This is a genomic window from Rhodoplanes roseus (genome assembly GCF_003258865.1).
Taxonomy (GTDB): Bacteria; Pseudomonadota; Alphaproteobacteria; order Rhizobiales; family Xanthobacteraceae; genus Rhodoplanes; species Rhodoplanes roseus.
In genome coordinates, this window is sequence record NZ_NPEX01000124.1 from 1 (window position 1) to 16981 (window position 16981).

The 16981-nt window shown below is 70.2% G+C and carries 10 protein-coding genes; 2 read left to right on the forward strand and 8 right to left on the reverse strand.

Going from position 1 to position 16981, the window contains the following annotated elements; genetic code table 11:
• The 8 genes from CH341_RS17580 to CH341_RS17615 form a co-directional block, all read right to left on the reverse strand.
• Window positions 1–744, reverse strand: a 744-nt coding sequence (locus tag CH341_RS17580; protein ID WP_210208413.1) for an FUSC family protein, incomplete at its 3' end; no start/stop codon positions are given.
• Window positions 745–1000: 256 nt separating this feature from the next.
• Complete coding sequence (locus CH341_RS17585) at window positions 1001–2668, reverse strand: peptide chain release factor 3 (protein ID WP_210208415.1); 1668 nt, start codon at window positions 2666–2668, stop codon at window positions 1001–1003.
• A gap of 150 nt (window positions 2669–2818) precedes the next feature.
• Window positions 2819–3355, reverse strand: a complete 537-nt coding sequence (locus CH341_RS17590; protein ID WP_111420302.1) for an invasion associated locus B family protein — start codon at window positions 3353–3355, stop codon at window positions 2819–2821.
• Window positions 3356–3367: 12 nt separating this feature from the next.
• Window positions 3368–5122 (reverse strand): ShlB/FhaC/HecB family hemolysin secretion/activation protein, encoded by a 1755-nt coding sequence (locus CH341_RS17595; protein WP_111420303.1) that lies wholly within the window; start codon window positions 5120–5122, stop codon window positions 3368–3370.
• A gap of 169 nt (window positions 5123–5291) precedes the next feature.
• Window positions 5292–10145: a S8 family serine peptidase gene (locus CH341_RS17600; protein ID WP_111420304.1), complete on the reverse strand. Its 4854-nt coding sequence runs from the start codon at window positions 10143–10145 to the stop codon at window positions 5292–5294.
• 232 nt (window positions 10146–10377) lie between these two features.
• Window positions 10378–12579, reverse strand: coding sequence for a tetratricopeptide repeat protein (locus CH341_RS17605; RefSeq protein ID WP_170149676.1), 2202 nt, complete (start codon window positions 12577–12579; stop codon window positions 10378–10380).
• Window positions 12580–12733: 154 nt separating this feature from the next.
• Window positions 12734–13630, reverse strand: a complete 897-nt coding sequence (locus tag CH341_RS17610; protein WP_111420306.1) for a polyphosphate kinase 2 family protein — start codon at window positions 13628–13630, stop codon at window positions 12734–12736.
• Window positions 13631–13749: 119 nt separating this feature from the next.
• A complete protein-coding gene (locus CH341_RS17615) occupies window positions 13750–14727 on the reverse strand; it encodes a GDP-mannose 4,6-dehydratase (RefSeq protein ID WP_111420307.1) in 978 nt (325 codons plus the stop codon).
• Between the two features lie 434 nt (window positions 14728–15161).
• Between CH341_RS17615 and CH341_RS17620 the strand changes: the two genes are divergently transcribed.
• Window positions 15162–15884: a response regulator gene (locus CH341_RS17620; protein ID WP_111420308.1), complete on the forward strand. Its 723-nt coding sequence runs from the start codon at window positions 15162–15164 to the stop codon at window positions 15882–15884.
• Window positions 15881–16981, forward strand: a 1101-nt coding sequence (locus CH341_RS17625; protein WP_111420309.1) for a histidine kinase dimerization/phospho-acceptor domain-containing protein, incomplete at its 3' end; no start/stop codon positions are given. The genes CH341_RS17620 and CH341_RS17625, both read left to right, overlap by 4 nt.

A 16981-nucleotide genomic window follows, 5' to 3' on the forward strand; every position in this document is an offset into this window, starting at 1 on the left:
GTCGCGGCCGGCCGCCATGATCTCGATCGCAGCAGCGACCAGGGAGTTGACGTGGCGCAGGCGGCGATAGCCCTCGACCGAGCCGGCCGACACCATCACGGCGAGCGCATCGACATCGGCGATCTCGCCCAGGACGCTGTGTTCGGCGCTGTCCGGCGGCGCTCCGGGCTTGCCCTCGACCGCGACGGCCGCGAAGGCGATGGCCTCGGCGGCGAGCCGGCGGGCGCGCTGGTAGAAGGCGTCGCGCCGGGAGCCGGGGGTGATCAGGCCCATTACCAGCGTCACGACCGCTACGCCGATGAAGGTGCATTCCACCCGCGCCGTCGCGATCTCGGTCGCGTGCTGCGGAGACAGGACGGAGGGCAGCACCACGACGGCGGAGGTCATGCCCACCATGAAGGTCCCGTAGGAGTGGACGCCGCGCAGCAGGTGGGTGAGGCCGGCCCCGATCGCGACCACGACGGCGAGGCACCCGAGCTGCACCATCGGGTGCCCGGTCCGGACGATCGCGAAGCCCAGCCCGGCGCCGATGGCGGTGCCGACCAGGCGATAAAAGGCGCGCTCGAGCAGCAGGCCGCGGGACGACTGGGCCACCACGAAGATCGGCATCGCGGCCCAATAGGCATTCTGCACGTGGAGGCTGGCGGCGATCGTGAAGGCGAGCCATGCCGAGCCGGCGAGGCCGGCGGCATAAAGGAGAGTGGCGCGGTCGAGGCCCGACCAGCGCTTCAGAGTCGTGAGCATTCGGGATCCGGGGGTGTTCGGCAGCTATGCTGCGCTGCGGCAAAATGGACCCGAAACCGCTGGAAGGCAACTGGGCCGATCAGGCTAGGCTTCGCCGGTGGTTCGTACCGAAGCTCATGGATACTGATTCACGCCGCCACCCGAGGTGCCCCCGGAACCGGCCCTCGAAGGGTACGCGATGGCCCGGGCCGCATCCTCCGAGGCTCGGGCGTCGCCGGAGCACCTCCGATGACGAGCCGACGTCAGGCCGCCGGTCTCACTTGCCCTTCTGGGTCTCCTTGACGTCCGTGAACGAGATCCCGGGGGCGCGTTCGCGGGTGTAGCCGAGATAGAACTCGTTGCGGGCGAGATAGACGAGGTCGCCGTCGAGGTCCTCGGCGATGCCGGACCGGTTCGCCGCCACGAAGGTCTCCAGCGCGGCCTTGTCGTCCGAGGCGATCCAGCGGGCGAGCTGGAACTCGGACATGTCGAACTCGACCGGCAGCCCGTATTCGGCGGCGAGCCGCGCCTTGAGCACGTCGAGCTGCAGCGGGCCGACGACGCCGACCAGCGCCGGGGAGCCGTCGGACGGGCGGAACACCTGCACGACGCCTTCCTCGGCCAGCTCCTGCAATGCCTGCTTCAGCTTCTTGGCCTTCATGGCGTCGGAGAGCCGCACGCGCCGGAGGATTTCAGGAGCGAAGCTCGGCACGCCGACGAAGGTGATGTCGCGCCCCTCGGTCAGCGTGTCGCCGATGCGCAGCGTGCCGTGATTGGGGATGCCGACCACATCGCCGGCGAACGCCTCGTCGGCGATGGAGCGGTCCTGGGCGAAGAAGAAGTGCGGCGTCGACAGGGTGACGGGCTTGCCGGTTCGCACCAGCTTGGCCTTCATGCCGCGGGTGAGCTTTCCCGAGCACAGCCGCGCGAAGGCGATGCGGTCGCGATGGTTCGGGTCCATGTTCGCCTGGATCTTGAACACGAAGGCGGACATGCGCGGATCGGCGGCGTCGATGGGCCCGGCATCGGAGTTCTGCGCGCGCGGGGGCGGGGCGAAACGGTGCAGGCCGTCCAAGAGGTCACGAACGCCGAAGTTCTTCAACGCGCTGCCGAAGAAGACCGGGGTGAGGTGGCCCTCGAGGAAGGTCGCCAGGTCGAAGCGCGGGCACGCCTCGGTGACCAGCTCCATCTCCTGCGCGATCGCGTCGGCATCGAGCGAGGCGTTGAGCGCCGCGATCTCGGCCATCTCCATCGGAACCGGCGGCCCGGAGTCGTCCTTGGCGTCGAGCAGGCGCACGCCGCCGCGCTCGATGTCGAAGGTGCCGACGAAGTCGCGGCCGCGGCCGATCGGCCAGGTCATCGGGGTGGTGTCGAGCGCCAGGGTCTTCTCGATCTCGTCCAGGATCTCGAAGGGATCGCGGCTCTCGCGGTCCATCTTGTTGATGAAGGTGACGATCGGGATGTCGCGCAGCCGGCACACCTCGAACAGCTTTCGGGTACGCGCCTCGATGCCTTTGGCCGCGTCGATGACCATGACGGCGGAATCGACCGCTGTCAGCGTGCGATAGGTGTCTTCCGAGAAGTCCTCGTGGCCCGGCGTGTCGAGCAGGTTGAAGACGCGATCACGGTAGTCGAACGTCATCACCGAGGTGACGACCGAGATGCCGCGCTCGCGCTCGATCGACATCCAGTCCGAGCGGGTGTCGCGCCGGTTCTTCTTGGCCTTGACCTCGCCGGCCAGGTTGATGGCGCCGCCGAACAGCAGCAGCTTCTCGGTCAGGGTCGTCTTGCCGGCGTCCGGATGCGAGATGATGGCGAAGGTCCGCCGGCGCTCGACCTCGGCGGCCAGCGGCGATTCGGAGCTGGTCGAAGGAGCGGGCAGGGCGGACGAATCGGCAGCGGGCTCGGCGAGGGCCGGGTCCAGGTCACGGAGCGGCTGGGTCATCCCCGGCATGTGGCAGGGAATCCGCCACGGAGCAAGAGGGGCGCGAGGGGGGGCACCTGTGTCGGGCGGTGCGGCATGGAACGGAGCGGAGCGACGCGCCGCCGGACCGCGACCCATACGAGCGCCGCAAGACGAGCCCCGAACCTCCCGCTACTGCTTCGCCAGCGCCTCCAGGGCAGCCCCGAAGCCTTTGAACGAGAGGGGGATACCGACGTCGCGCTGGAGTGCGTCCTTGTACTCCAGGCGGCCCGGATCGGTGCGGCCGCGCATGCGGCGGAGGAGATCGTCGGGGAGGTCGGCGTCGGCGAAGCAGCCGCCCGGGACGCAGCGCTTGAAGCCGAGGGCGACCGGCGGCTGCTTGTCGTCCCACACGAGCCGCGGCGCCGTCGCCAGCCAGACATTGACCGGGATCTGCACCACCAGCTTGAGCGGGTCGGTCTTGGCGGCGCGGCCGATCGCGACCTGGGAGACCGGGCTGGTCTGCCCCTGGGGCTGCTGGGCCTGGAACACCTCGCAGGTCTTCTGCTGCGATCCCGCCGGTGTCTCGCAGCGGACCGTCCAGTCGTCGTAAGTGGCCGTGGTACGGCTCGGCGCCTGGGCGAGGGCCGGGCCGGCCAGAACGGCCGTGCCCAGAACGAGAAGGCAGGCGGGACGCAGGCGATCGAGGCGACGCAGGGTGCGGGGCATTGGACATCCGGATCAGTAGGTGGCGGTCACGCGCGCATGGATGCGCCACGAGCCGGCCGGCGTTTGCGGCCCGTCGAGGAGCGCGTAGCCGGCCGCGAGGTTGGCCCGGAACGGGCCGATCTGGTCGTCGAACCCGGCCCCGACCGAGGCCAGGGTGGTCTCCTTGCCGAAGAAGATCTCGCGCCCCCAGCCGATGTCGCTGAACACATAGGGCACGAACTTGTCCTGCAGCCACGGCAGCTTCAGCGCCTCGCCGATGCTGTAGCCCGGCAGGTAGAGCGTGTTGCGCGAGATCACGGCCTGGTCGACGGTGCGGTCCTCGGTCATGTAGCCGCGCACCGTGAAGGCGCCGCCGAGCGAGATGCGCTCGGGATCGGGCAGCGGATCGCCCGAGATCAGCCCGAACAGCTCGTTGGTGAGGATGAAGCCCTTCGGCAGCGGCGCCGTGTGGACATAAGCGACCGTCGCGTAGGCGTAATGGATGTCGGCGACGCGGCCGTTGGTGAACAGGTTCCAGGCCTGCGAGGTGTTGTCGGGCAGCATGCTGCCCGGATTGACCTTGAGCCGGACGTCGAGATCGTTGACCCCGAAGGGGTCGCGGAACCGGCCCGCCCAGCCGCCGACCATCTGGAAGAGGTCGGCGCTGAACTCGGCGACCGGCACATCGACGAAGAACAGCTCGCGCGCTTGGCGCTTGGTCTCGACGCCGAGCAGCAGGTCGCCGAACGCCCACGGCAGGACGTTCTCCAGCGCACTGCGGTGGAGCGCCGAGAACTCGGTGGTGCGGGTGCGGTAGCGCAGGAAGAGGTTCGGCTGCTCGTTCGTCTGGATGTAGTTGCCGATCAGCTCCAGGCTGGCGCGCGCCCACAAGGGCACGATCACCCGGCCGGCATGGCTCTGGTACTGGGCGAGATCGGGATCGTTGATCGGGTGGCCATTCTCGATCCAGTAGTCGCGGCTGCCGGTCGCCTGGTAGGAGGCCAGCACCTCGCCGGGCAGCGACGCGGAGCCGCCGACGAACCAGCGGTCGCGGCCGGTCAGCATCGTGCCGGTGTTGGCGTAGCCGGTGTAGACCTGCCACGGCCGCGCCTGCTCGCTGGTCCGCAGCGACAGGTCGGCCTCGGCCAGATCCTTGCCGGGGCCGAACACCGCCTCGACGCGGCGGAACGGGTTGCGGTTGAGCCAGTCGAGGTCGGTCTCGAGCCGCCGACTGTCGATCGGGGTGCCCGGCGTCACCCGGACGCGGGTGCGGACATGGTCGGCGCCGGCGCGCTCGGCGCCCGTGACGGTCACGCGGCCGGTCTTGTACTCGATCACCCGCACCTGGAGGGCGCCGCCCGTGATCTCCTGGGGCGGGATGGTGACCGACACGAAGGCCCGCCCCGCGTCCTTGTAGACGGCCGAGATCGCCGCCTGCACCTCGGCGATCAGCTTGCGGCTGATCGGCCGGCCCAGAAATGCCGACAGGCGCTGGCGCAGCACGTCCGGGGCGATCGCCGGGATCCGCTCCACGTCGACGCCGGCGCGGCGCGGCGCGGCGAGCGGCTGGTCCTTGGCGCCGAGCAGGACGATGCCGGAGAGCGACCGGCCGAGCGGCGTGTCGTCCTCGCCCTTGAGGAGGTCCGGGGTGATGAAGTCGATGGCCGGGGCGCCGCGCGGCGGGGCGGGCGGCAGGTTGCGCTCGACATACTGGGCGGCGGCCGGCGAGGCGCCGGCCAGCAGGGCGGCGAGCACGGCCGGGGCGAGGCCGCGGAGGGCGCACGCCACCGACCGTCGCCGAGCCGACGCCCGCGACGGATCGTGCACCGGCGGTCCGCCGGGTCGCGCTCCTGTCCCCTCACACATTCACGCCTGCCCCTACGCCAAGAACACTTTTTTCAGTCTCGGCCGGAGTTTGTTTCCGGTCCTTGAAGCCTTGTCCAAATCTGCCGCCGCGTCACCTCAACGGCACGGCCGGCACCACGCCGGGTCGGATCGCTGCCGGCGCTATCGGCGAGGCCGGCGACGCGGTGGCCGATGTGATCCCGGCCAGCGACCGGATCGGATCGATCAGCCCGGCGCCGACCTGGATGTCCTTGCCGGGGCCGAGCGGCTTCGCCGTCCGGGTCAGGATGCTGCGCACCTCGGCCGGCGTGAGGCTCGGTCGCGCCTCGATCAGCAGCGCCGCGACGCCGCTGACATGGGCGGCCGCCACCGATGTCCCGGTGGTGAGCTGATAGCTGCCGTCCGGCGACGGCACCAGGACGTCGACGCCCGGCGCCGCGATGGCGATGTGCTTGCCGCGATTGGCCATGGCGAACGGCTTGTCGTCGGTGTCGGTGGCCGACACGGCGATGACGTTCGGGTCGGCGGCCGGGAACAGCGGCGGCGACTTCGGGCCGGCATTGCCGGCCGCAGCGATCAGCACGATGCCCCTCTGGGTCGCCGTGGCGAGCAGCCGCTCGGTCATCAGGTCGCGCGGGCCGGCGAAGCTCATGTTGATGATGCGCGGGTTCTTCGACAGCGCCCAGTCGAGCCCCTTGAGCACCTGCGCCGTGGTCGCCTGGGCGTTCTTGTCGGCCTCCGAGAAGGCCCGGATCGCCAGCAGGCGGACGCCCGGCGCGACCCCGAGCAGCCGATAGCGCGACGCGATGGCGCCGGCCATGCCGGTGCCGTGGGTGTGCGGATGGCTCGCGGCCCCGGTCGCATCGAAGCGCTCGACCGCGAGGCCCTGGAGATCCGGATGGCGCAGGTCGATCTCCGAGTCGATCACCGCTACCGTGACGTTGGCGCCGCGGACGCGCTGGTGCACCGCGCCGAGCTGCAGCTTCTGGATGACGTATTGGGCCGGATCGCCGGTCGGCAAAGTGGTGCGGGCGGCGAGGTCGCTGGCGAGGTCGCTGGCGAGGTCGCTCGAGCCCGACGCGGCCGGCTCCGGGCCGGCCGCGGGCGGAGCCGTCTCGGCCGGGGCCGTTGCAGCCGGAGCCGCCGCGGCCGGAGACGCCGTCTGGGCGAGCCCGTAGACGTAGTTCGGCTGCGCCGAGGAGACGATGCGGTTCTGCTCCAGCCGCCGGATCAGGGCCCGGATGTCCTGCCCCGGCGTGAGCTTGAAGCGGTAGAGTGTGCGGCCGGTCAGGCCAATCGGGTCGGTCGAGACGATCTCGACGCCGAACTCGCGGGCGATCGCCTCGATCTGCTCGCGGGAGACGCTCGCCGGGATCTGCAGGACGATCTCGTCCGGGATGAAGCGCGTCTCGCCCAGCGGCGGGACGCCGCTGAACTGCTGCTCGCTCGGCGAACGGTCGAGACCCGGGCCGGGCGGCGGGCCGGCGCCCGGATTGCCGCCACCCGGTCCACCCGGTCCACCCTGTCCGCCCCGGCCGCCTTGGCCGCCGCCGCCCTGGCCGCCGTCCTGAACCGGCGGGGGCGGGGTGATGTTCGACTGGTCGGTGTTGGGCGGTCCCGAGTTGGTGTTGCCGGGCGTCAGGGACACCAGGTTGACGAGCTGGGTCGGGTCGTAGGTGACCGGGTCGGAGGGAATGTAGGGCGGCGGGCCGAACAGGTACGGATAGGACTGGCCCGGGACCGTCTGCCACACGCCGGGATCGAAGCCCGCCGGCAGCCCCTGGGTGAGCTGCGCCGTCGTGAGGCCAGTGCCGGCCGCGCTCGTCGATTGACCGCTCGTCTGGGTGTTCCAGTAGGAGCTTGTGACCGTGCCGGTGACGATCTGGCTCGGCCCGTCCCCCTGGACCAGGACGCTGTTCACGCCGATCAGGCCACCCGCGACGCCGCCGGCTCCGGTCGTCACCTTGCCGGTGGAGTAGGTCTGGTCGACCAGCCCGCCGTTCACGCCGATCAGGCCGCCAGCGATGGCGGTGCCCGTGCCGGTCACCGCGCCGGTCGCATAGGACTGATAGACGCTGGCGCCGCCGTCGTAATAGTTCGGCACATTGGCGCCGACGAGGCCGCCGATCGCCGTGCCGTCGTCACCGGAGACGGCCCCGCTGGCATAGGACTGAATGATGCTGCCGCCGTCGTTGTCGCCGACGAGGCCGCCCGCCGTGCCCCCTTCGCCGGTCGTGGACACGGCGCCGGTCGCCGAGACCCGGAAGAGCGAACCCCGGTTGACGCCGACCGCGCCCCCGACATCGCTGCCCACACCACCCGTGACGGTGCCGGTCGCGAGCGAGTAGGCGACGAGGCCGTTGTTCCTGCCGACCAGCCCGCCGACGGCGGAATCCGGGCCCGCCGAGACGTTGCCGTAGGCGTTGCTCGAAACAATGGTGCCGCCGCCCTGGTTCGGGCCGGTCGTATAGGCAACCGCATTGTAGCCGACGAGGCCACCTGCCTCGGAGTACTCGGCGCCCGTCACCGCGCCGTAGGCCCGGGAGTCGTAGATCGAGGCATAGTTTGCGCCGACCAGGCCACCGTAGCGGCCGCTCCAGGAGTCCGGGCCCGCCGTGATGCTGCCGTAGGCCTCGGACGACGTGATCGTGCCTTCGTTGATCCCGACGAGGCCGCCGACGATGGCGTTCCAGCCGTTGCTCGTGATCGCGGCATTGGCGCTCGACAGGACGACATAGCCGTAGTTCGTGCCGACCAGGCCGCCGACCCCGGCGTAGGAGGTGGACTCGTCGACGCCGATCGTTCCGGAGACATGGACGTTGTAGATCGTGCCGCTATTGGTCTGGGCGAGGATGCCGGCGGAGTAGTCGTCCGCCGTGATCTGCGCGTTGGTGATCTTTAAATTTTGGACGAGGCCGAGAACGCCAATCTCGTAAAACAGGCCCGCGCTCGTCGTGCCGACGCCGAGGTTCGAGATCGTGTGCGTGATCCTGGCGCCGGTGCTGCCGGTGAGGCCGCCCCACCCATCGAGCGTTCCCTCGAACTTGCCCGAGATGCCGGCGAAACCGCTCGCGTCGATGTTGCGGCCGAGCGCGTAGGTGCCGGCGAGCGAGTCCAGGTTCCCGCCGATCCGCGCCAGGTCGGCGGCGCTGTTCACCAGCATGTAACTGGTGAGCTGCGGCACCTGGAGGGCCGAGTTGGTCGCCACCCGGGACGAAAAGTCGGTCGGCGCGTCGTAGGTCGGCGTGTTGTAGTAGATCGAAACGAGGCCGGTGCTGTTGCTGAAGTCGATCACCGTGCCGGGGCCGGCCGCAGCAGGGCCGGGCGTGACCGGGAAGACGATCGTCCCGCTGCCCGTGCCGGTGTTGTCGGCCCGCAGGATCAGGCTGCCGGCGCCCGTGCTGGTGATCAGGGCGCCCGCCTCGAAGCGGATGTCGTGATAGGCGCTCAGCGTCAGGGTGGCGCTGCTGCCCCAGGTGATCGTGACGCCGTTGGCGATGACGATGTTGCCGTCGCCGGTTCCAGCGGTGGTCTCCTGGACGACATTGGTGCCGGCCGTCAGGCTCGCCACGATCGTGTCGGCGACGCTCTGGGTGATGGTCAGGTGGTCCGGGTCCAGGAGCCAAGTGCCGCCCTGGCCGGCGTCGATCGAGGCGCCGCCGATCGCCAGCGTCTTGCCCGAGGTTTCGACGAAGCCGCCGCCGGCCGTGCCGATCGCCGAGATCGCGCCGGCGACCGTGGTCGTGCCGTTCGACCACACGACCACGTTGCCGCCCTTGCCCGCGGTGCCGTCGGCCCGGATCGTGGCACCGGCGTCGACCGTCACCTGGTCGGCGTTGCGGACCGGCTTGTCGTAGAAGTTCGTGGAGGTGCTGTTGCCTCCGGCGCGGTCGCCGCCGACCAGCACGGTGCCGCCCGTCGTGCCGCTCGCGTCGAGCAGGGCGCCCGCGGCGAGCGTCACGGTGCCGCCCGTCACCACGATGCGACCGCCGGCGCCGGTGGTGCCCGCGGCGTCGAGCGTGCTGCCGATCGTCACCGCGTCGGCCTCGATCAGGATGTCGCCGCCGGACGTCGTGGTGGTGGTCGTCGTCTTGCTACGGACCGTGGCGGTCCGGGTGGTGGTGCGGCGCGCCTCCATGCGCTGGGTCGCCGTCACGGTGCCGCCCTCGGCAGTGAGGAAGATGCGGCCGCCCTTGCTGGAGATGCCGGTGGCCTTGATGACGCCGTTGGTGTTGCCGGCGAGCGCGTAGACGCTGCCGCCGTTGGCGCGCAGCTCGACATCGGCCGCCTTGATGGTGCCGCGGTTGACCACCTTGCCGTCGCCGCCCGGCAGCTTGACCTGGACCTTGCCGTTGCCGAGCGCGCCGTCGCTCAGCACCACCTCGCGGCCCGAGGCCATCGCGGCGGTTCCTTTCGGGGCCTCGATGGTGCCGTCGTTCTGCACCGTGCGGGCGATCAGCACGACGTCGCCCGTGGCCGAGCCGATACGGCCGAGATTGACCACGGCGGCCGTCGAGGCGCCGTCGAAGGTCATGCTCTTGCGGGCGAGGAACTCGCTGTCCTTCACGTCGAGCGTCGAGGCGACGAAGCTGCCGCCGGTCTGCACGACCCCGTTCGGTCCGACCGCGATGCCGGCCGGGTTCACCAGGTAGACGCTGCCGGTCGCGGTCAAAAGGCCGTCGATGGAGGAGGGGACATTGCCGGTGACGCGGTTGAGGGTCGCGCCGCTGCCGTTGTTGAACGTCACCGAGTTCCCGGTACCGATCGAGAAGGTCGACCAGTTGATGATGCCGGTCTGGCTGGTCTGGTTGACGACCAGGCTCGACCCGGTGGGCTGGCTGATGCCGATGGTGCCGCTGGTCACCGTTCCGCCCGTCGGCAGCGCCTGGGCGAGCGCCTGCATCGGCAGCCACGCGGCCGCGAGCAGCGCGAGAAACGGGACAGAGCGGGCGGTCCGTCGGGTCATCCGGTCATCCTGACGTCGGTCTGGCGGCGGAGGAGACGCCCGCCCAGCTCCGGGACGCCTTCCGGCCCGGGAAACTAGCAGACGCAAATTCGGCCGAACAAGGAAGGAGGGGCGGAAACCCTGCGCAATATTGTGATTCCGCCGTGACGTGGCGGATTTGCCTCATCGTTGCTGCGTTGCAACACCGGGGTTTCGGCAGGCTCCTGCGCACAGCAATCAGGTTCAGCCTGTCTCACCGGGCCAGCACCACGTCGCCGATCAGCGACGAGTGATCCCACGGCAGTTGCCGCTGGCGGGTCGACTGGTAGACGTCGGCCCTCACGCGCTTCATCACGGCGCCGATCTCCAGGCCCGGCGTCGCGATGTGCTTGAGCAGTGCCGCCGTGAACGGGCTGTTGCGGCCTTCGCCGTCGAGGGCGACGTTCTTGGGCTGGGTGGCGTAGACGATCATGGTGCCGACCGCGCTCTGGATCGCGGCGAGGCCGGAGCCGACCGAGGTCGAGCGGGTGCCGAGCGCCGAGGCGAGCGAGCGGGCCAAGGGGTTGTCGCGGCACGCGTCGAGGAACACCAGGTTGACCCGGCGCTCGCTCTCCATCTGGGCCAGCACGTCGTCGACCGTGACGGTGTCGAGCGCGAGGTCGCCGGCCCGCTCCAGCTTGGCGTCGACCGGGACGAGGTAGTTCTTGTCCGCCACCTGCAGGCCATGGCCGGCATAGAAGAAGAGCGCGAGGTCGGCGCGGTCGAGCTTCTTGCCGAACTCGCGGATGCGCGCCTCCATGCCGTGCTTGTCGAGGTCGACGCCTTCCACCACGTCGAAGCCGAGGCTGCGCAGTGAGCGCGAGACGTCGCGGGCGTCGTTGCCGGGATTGGGCAGCCCCGTGGCGTAGCGGTAGGCCCCGTTGCCGATCACCAGGGCGACCCTGGTGCCGCGCCCGGCCGGTGGCTCGACGGCGGCGGGGGGCGGCGGTGGCGGCGCGATCGCGACGGAGGCGGACGGCGCCGCCGGCGTGGCGACGGGCGGCGGCCCGGCCGGCCGGGTGGTCGCGGCCGGCGGCGGAACCCCGGCGTCGATGGCGGCCAGATGGGTGCGCGCCATCTGCAGCGCCCAGGGGCCGCTCAGATAGGTCCGGTTCGGGGCGGCGAGCACGGCCTTGAAGTCGTCGCGGGCACGCGAGAGGTCGCCGCGGGCCTCGAAGACCAGCCCGCGGCTGGCCAGCGCCGGCGTCAGGTTCGAGTCGAGCCGCAACGCCTCGCCGAGATCCACCAAGGCGCGGTCGAGATCGCCCTTGAGCCGCCACGCCTCGCCGCGATTGCCGAAATGGGCGGCCTCGCGGGCGTTCAGCCGGATCGCCTCGTCGAAGTCCGCGATCGCGCGGTCGACATCGCCGCGCTGACGGAGCGCATAGCCGCGCGAGTTGTACGAGGCGGCGTCTCGCGGGTTGAGCTTGATCGCCTCGTCGAGATCGCCGACGGCGCGGGTCCAGTCGTTGCGGCCGACATAGATGCGGGCGCGGTTCTGCCAGGCGGGCGCGTAGCGCGGGTCGAGGCTGATGGCCTCGTCGTAGTCGCGCATCGCGCGATCCGGGTCGTTGCGGCCCCGATAGGCGTTGCCGCGGAAGCTGTGATAGCTGGCGGTGCGGGGATCGAGCCGGATCGCCTCGTCGTAGTCGGCGATGGCGCGGTCCCAGTCCGATTTGTTGTACCAGGTGTGGGCGCGGTTGATCAGCGCCGTCACGTAGTTCGGCTGCAGCCGCAGCGCCTCGGTGAGGTCCCGGATCGCGCGGTCGTGGTCGTTCTTGTTGCGGTAGGCGTTGCCGCGATTGTTGACGTAGACGGCGTTCTTCGGCGCCAGCCGGATCGCCTCGTCGTAGTCCTGGATGGCGCGGTCCCAGCTGCGCTGGTCGAAGAACACGTTGCCGCGGGCGTTGAAGTAGTCGGCGGCGCCCGGCTTGAGCCGGAGGGCCTCGTCGTAGTCGCGCAGCGCGCGGTCGTACTCGCCCTTCTTGCGATAGGCGTTCGCCCGGTTGCCCCAGGCGATCACGTTCTTCGCATCGAGGCGGATGGCCTCGTCGTAGTCGCGGATCGCGCGGTCGGGATTGCCGGTCGCGTTGAAGGCGTAGCCGCGATTGTTGAAGGCGGTGCCGTTGGTCGGATCGGCCCGCAACGCCTCGTCGAGATCCTTGATCGCGAGGGCGTGCTGGCCCTTCTCGTTGTAGGCGTAGGCGCGGTTGTTGTAGGCGGACGAGCGGTCGCGGGCCGTGAGCTTGCTGCCGCCGCGCTCGATGATGCGGGTGCAGGCCGTGATGCGCCCGTCGAGGTCGCCGTTGCGGCAGACGTTCCAGTCCTTCTGGCTCTGCGCATGCGCCGGCGACGGGCCGCACAGCCCGAGGGCCGAGGCCACGAGAACGGTGAAACTCACGAGAAGCCGACGCATCGGGCCCTCCCGGGTGATCGCGCTGTCGTCACGGGCTCTTCTCCCGCCCGTCATGGCACTGTCCCGCAATCGGCCGGTTGAATTCAAGTCCCGGCGGCCGTTGGTGTCGCGAGCCGCCCGTCCGGTTCGAAAGTCGCGCCCGGACGGGACGCGGTCAATCGCGGTGATCCTCCTTGACGAGCTCGGCCCGCGACTTGAGGAGCGCGGCCCGCTCGGACTTCGACAGGGTCGGAAAGGCGAGATCCAGGGCCTCCATCGCCTCGACGATCGCGGCGACGATGACCAGCCGGGCGAACCACTTGTTGTCGGAGGGCACGACGAACCACGGCGCGTGATCGGCGGCCGTGGCCCGGATCGCGTCCTCGTAGGCGCGCATGTACTCCTTCCAGTGCGCCCGCTCGGCCAGGTCGGCGCCGGAGAACTTCCAGTTCTTCTCCGCCTCGTCGAGCCGCTCGAGGAAGCGCTTCTTCTGCTCCTTCTTGGAGACGTGCAGGAAGAACTTGAGGATCAGCGTGCCGTTGCGGGCCAGATAGCGCTCGTGGTTGGCGATGTCTTCGTAACGCTCCTCGAAGATCCGCTTGGTCACGAGCTGCTCGGGCAGCTTCTGGCGCGCCAGCACGGCCTCGTGGACGCGGGCGACCAGCACCTCCTCGTAATAGGAGCGGTTGAAGATCCCGATGCGGCCGCGCTCCGGCAGATGGATGGCGCAGCGCCACAGATAGTCGTGGTCGAGCTCCAGCGCGGAAGGCTGCTTGAACGAGGTGACCTGGCAGCCCTGCGGGTTGACGCCGGACATCACGTGCTTGATGGCGCCGTCCTTGCCGGCGGCGTCCATGGCCTGGAAGATCAGGAGCACGGACCAGCGGTCCTGGGCGTAGAGCTTCTCCTGCAGCTCGGACAGCTTCGTCACGCCGGCGGCGATGTGGAGCTTGGCCTCTTCCTTCTCGATGTCGAGGCCGTCGGTGTCGTCCGGCGCGATGCTCGACAGCTTGAACTTGCGCCCCTTGGTGATGCGATAGGGGGCGATGAGCTGGGCGGCCTTCATGGGCATGCCGGGACACTCCGCGGGCGGGCAGGGCGGCCGACTCGGCCGATCGTTGCCGCGCCGATCGGTCTCGCCTTTAGACCCGGCGGGCACTGCCGGCAATCACTCCGCGCCCCCGGGGTGGCTCAGGGTCCGGTCGGCACCGGCCGGCGCACCGCCTCGGCGAGGCGGTGGACCAGCTCGGGCATCTTGGTGCGGGCGAACCAGCCGAGCTTGTCGCGGGCGCGGGCAGGGCGCCCGACCGAGACGGCGGCGTCGGAGGGCCGCATCAGCGCCGCGGTCGAGACCACATGGGCCTGCCAATCGAGCCCGAAGGCGTCGAACGCCGCCGCCGCGAACTCGCGCAGCGTCGCCGGGCGTCCGGTCGCGACCACCACGTCCTCGGGTTCGTCGGCCCGGGCGACCAGCCGCAGCGCCTCGACATATTCGGGCGCCCAGCCCCAGTCGCGGCACACGTCGAGATTGCCGAGCTGGAGCGGCCCGGGGCTCTCGCCGGAGGCGATCCGGGCCGCGCCCTGGACGATCTTCTGGGTGACGAAGCGGTCCGGCCGCAGCGGCGACTCGTGGTTGAACAGGATGGCGTTGACGGCCAGGAGGCCGAAATTCTCGCGATAGGTCGTGACGGCCCACTGGGCGGCGGCCTTGGCGACCGCATAGGGGCTGCGCGGCCGGTACGGCGTCGTCTCGTCGGCGCCCGCCAGGCCGGTATCGCCGAAGCAGTCGCCCGAGCCGGCGTTGCAGAAGCGGATCGGCGCGCGCGTCTCGCGGATCGCGTCGAGAATCCCGACCGTCGACGCCAGAATGCTGTCGATCGTCTCGCGCGGCTGCGCGAAGGACTGGCCGACCGAGCTCTGCGCCGAAAGATTGTAGATCTCGTCCGGCATCGTCGCCTCGATCAGGCGGCGGACGGCGCAGGAATCCTCCGGGCAGCAGGTGTGGAGGCGCACCCGATCCCGGACCCCCAGGCTGACCAGATTCCGGAACGGATTGGCGTCGGCATTGCGCGAGGTGCCGTGGACGATCGTGCCCTCGCCGACGAGCTGCTCGGCGAGCAGGCTGCCGTCCTGCCCCGAGATGCCGAACACGAGTGCGGTCCGGCTCATGCCGTCCGGCCTCGCGTGTCGCAGCGCGCCCGGACGCGTCGGGCCCGAGCGGCTGCGAGATCGGATCGGACCGTGTGGGGCACCATGACTCGGCTCGGCGTTTAGGTTCTGCGGCGCTCTTTAACAGACCGGGTGGGGCACGAACAGCGCGCCACCCGGTCCGCGACATACGGACCTGCGGCGTCCGGACCCAGGGCCTCGATAGAGCACCCCGACGAAGGAGATGGCAGTCGGGGAACGCCCCAGTGGAAAACGAAGTCGAGCCGGTGTATCCGTGCGATGGAACCAGAGTTTCCACGTGTTCAATGAAGTGTTGACGTGACCCTCGACGTTGTTTCCAGGGATTTCGAGACGGGGCTCGGAAACATCCGGAAACAATAACTCGGGCCTGAACCCGGCCCGTTGTCCGTGACGGCCAGCCAGAAGGACCGGAAATGACCGAATCTCCCCACATCCTGGTCGTCGAGGACGACCAGGAGATCAGCCGTCTGGTGGCTCGCTACCTGCGCGCCAACGACTGCCGCGTATCGCTCGCCGGTGACGGACGCGAGATGGACCGCGTGATTGGGTCGAGCCGTATCGATCTCGTGGTTCTCGACCTGATGTTGCCGGGCGAGGACGGGCTGAGCCTGTGCCGGCGGTTGCGGTCCGGCTCGACCGTGCCGGTGATCATCCTCAGTGCGCGAGGCGAGGAGGTCGACCGGATCGTCGGGCTCGAGATGGGGGCCGACGACTACCTGGGCAAGCCGTTCAACCCGCGCGAGCTTCTGGCGCGTGTCCGGGCCGTGCTTCGGCGCAGCGCCTCGAGCCTGCGCGGGCCCGCCGGACGCCGGCCCCGGGTCCTCACCTTCCTGAGCTGGCGGCTCGATTGCGGGCTCGCCAAGCTCACCAATCCGGACGGCGGGGCGGTGGCCATCACCGGAGGCGAGTTCGACCTTCTGCAGGCGCTCTGCGAGCACCCGGGCCGGGTGCTGTCGCGGGACCAGCTTCTCGACCTCACCCAGGGCCGCAGCGCGGGGGCCTTCGAGCGCAGCATCGACGTCCTGATCAGCCGGCTGCGCCGGAAGATCGAGGCCGACCCCCATCACCCGGAGATCATCCGAACGGTCCGCTCGGGCGGCTACGTCTTCACCCCGGAGGTGATCGCCGCATCATGAGGCGCCGCGCCGAGAGGATCTATCAGCTGCGGATCAGCACCCAGATCGCGGCCCTCGTCGTCGCATCGCTTCTTGCGATTCACGTGGTCCTGTCCGCCTTCTTCTTTCTCAATCGGGGCGAGGGCCGCGCGCAGGAGAACGATCCGGCCCAGGTCGTCGCACTGGTGCGGTTGATCGTGGCCAACGATCCGGCCGGTCGGGCAGAGCTCGTCGCCGACGCCGCGCGCGCATTCCCCCGGCTGAAAGTGGCTCTGCTGCCGGCGGGCGCCGACGTGGCTGCGAGCGGCCACCGGGCACTGCCGCGCGATTTCGCCATGGCTCTTCCCAGGGGCACGTCGGTCGTGCTGGTCGACCCGGCGGACCCGGGAGAGCGATCGGAGCGGGTGGCGGTCCGCCTGCCCGACGGCGCCACGCTTCTCGCCAATTTGGAGCCGCCGCCGCGTCCACCTCCGACCGGGCCGATCGTCGCGACGCTCCTGCTGCTGGCGGTCCTGGTCACGGTCCTGGGCTGGTGGGCGGCCCGGGCCCTCACGCGCCCGCTGCGCGCCTTCGCGACCGCGGCCGAAGCGTTCAGGCCCGACGGCGAGATCACGCTGCTGCCCGAGCGGGGCCCAGAGGAAATCCGAAGTGCCGCCCGTGCTCTCAATCACATGCGGGCGCGGGTTAAAGCGATGGTGGAGGAACGGTCGCGCATGCTCGCGGCCGTCGGTCACGATCTGCGGACCCCGATCACGCGCCTGCGGCTGCGCAGCGAGTTCATCGAGGACGAGGGGCTCCGGAACCAGGCGCTGGCGGATCTGGACCAGATGCGCGCCATGGTCGAGTCCCTCCTCGTGTTCATGCGCGAGGGGCAGTCCAGCCGGGTGCCGGTCCGGGTCGACCTGACGGCGAGCCTGACGACCATCTGCGACCAGTTCGCCGATCTCGGCCATGACGTCACCTATGACGGGCCGGACCATGTCGTGGTGCTGGGGCATCCGGACGAGTTGCACCGGGCCGTCACCAATCTGGTCGACAACGCGATCCGGTACGGCGGCTGCGCCCGGGTCAGGCTGGCGGCCGGCCCCGACCGGGTCGTCCTCGACATCGAGGACGAC